Consider the following 1,672-nt stretch of genomic DNA (forward strand, 5'->3'; position numbering starts at 1 on the left):
CCGACGCGCTCGCCACCACCGCCCGCGCTTGCCCGGGCGTCGACACCGTCGCCGCCGACGTCCGAGCCCGGGACGCCGCACGCACGGTCGTGGACGCCGCCCTGAACCGCTGGGGCCGGCTCGACGTGCTGGTCAACAACGCGGGCGTGTTCGCCGCCATGACTCTGGCCGACACCGAGCGCGACCGCGTCGCGGACCTGGTCGAGACCAACGTCGTCGCACCGACCCTGCTGGCCCGCGAAGCGCTGCCCCACCTGCGCGCCACCGGCGGCTCGATCGTCAACGTCTCCAGTGTGCTGGGGCAGCGTCCCGCACCGGGCGCGGGGCACTACGGCGCGTCCAAGGCGGCGGTGGACGCGCTCACCCGGAGCTGGGCGTTGGAACTGGCCGAGACCGGCGTCCGGGTCAACGCCGTCGCGCCCGGCCCGACGGAGAGCGAGGCCCTGGCCGCCTCGGGATTGGCCCCGGAGGAGGTGGAGCGCATCACCCGGACCGAACGCGAGCGCGTTCCCCTCGGCCGCCGGGGCACGCCCGACGAGGTCGCGCTGTGGGTCGTCCGGCTGGCCGACCCGGGTGCCACCTGGCTCACCGGCCAGGTGCTGACGGTCGACGGCGGGCTCGGACTCGCCTGAACACCCGCGTCGTTAGGATGAGGCGCATGTCCGAGGCCGCTGGCAAAGTCTCCCTGACCGGCATCAAACCGTCCGGCGAGGTGCACCTGGGCAACCTGATCGGCGCGGTGCGTCCCGCGCTGCGGTTGGCCGAGGAGTACGACTCGCTGTACTTCATCGCCGACTACCACGCGCTGACCAGCATCCGCGACGCCGAACTCCTCCGGCACTATTCGCGGTCGGTCGCCGCGGCGTGGCTGGCCGCGGGCTTGGACCCGAAGCGCACGACGTTCTACCTCCAGTCCGACGTGCCGGAGATCTTCGAGCTGAACTGGGTCATGTCCTGTGTGACGGGCAAGGGCCTGATGAACCGCGCCCACGCCTACAAGGCGGCGCGCGACCGCAACGTCGAGGCGGGCGAGGACCCGGACGCGGGCGTGAACATGGGCCTGTTCAACTACCCCGTCCTCATGGCCGTCGACATCCTCATCATGGAGACCGACGTCGTGCCGGTCGGCAAGGACCAAGTGCAGCACGTCGAGTACGCCGCCGACATCGCGGGCAGCTTCAACCACCTCTACGGCGATGCCTACTCGTTCACGGTGCCGAAGGCGATCGTGCCCGAGTCCGGCACCGGCGAGACCCTGCCCGGCCTCGACGGCCGCAAGATGAGCAAGTCCTACGACAACACGATCCCGCTGTTCCTTCCGGAGAACAAGCTCAAGAAGCTGATACGGCGCATCCCCACCGACAGCACGCCGGTCGAGGCTCCGAAGGACCCGGACAGCTCGTCGGTGTTCCAGATCCTGAACCAGGTCGCTCCCCCGTCGGCGGCCGACGTCGTCGCCGACACCCGCAAGCGCCTCGAAGCGGGCGGCATGGGCTGGGGAGAGCTGAAGAACGTGCTGTTCGACGTGCTCAACACCGAGCTCGCGCCGATGCGGGAACGCTACGAGGAGCTGATGGAGCCCGGCAGCGAACTGGACGAGACCCTCGCCCGGGGCGCCGACCGCGCACGCACCCGCGCGGGCCGCGTGCTGGGCGCCGTGCGCAGGGCGGTC

2 protein-coding genes are annotated in these 1,672 nt (G+C 71.1%); both read left to right on the top strand.

The window, feature by feature from the left end; genetic code table 11:
* Nucleotides 1-632: SDR family NAD(P)-dependent oxidoreductase (locus tag SACSA_RS0104100; protein ID WP_019813750.1), on the top strand; the 632-nt coding region annotated here is incomplete at its 5' end.
* 26 nt (nt 633-658) lie between these two features.
* Nucleotides 659-1,672 (top strand): tryptophan--tRNA ligase (locus SACSA_RS0104105; RefSeq protein ID WP_019813752.1); only part of this gene is annotated, 1,014 nt, incomplete at its 3' end.

Origin of the sequence: Saccharomonospora saliphila YIM 90502 (genome assembly GCF_000383795.1) — a bacterium.
In the GTDB taxonomy this organism is placed as follows: Bacteria; Actinomycetota; Actinomycetes; order Mycobacteriales; family Pseudonocardiaceae; genus Saccharomonospora; species Saccharomonospora saliphila.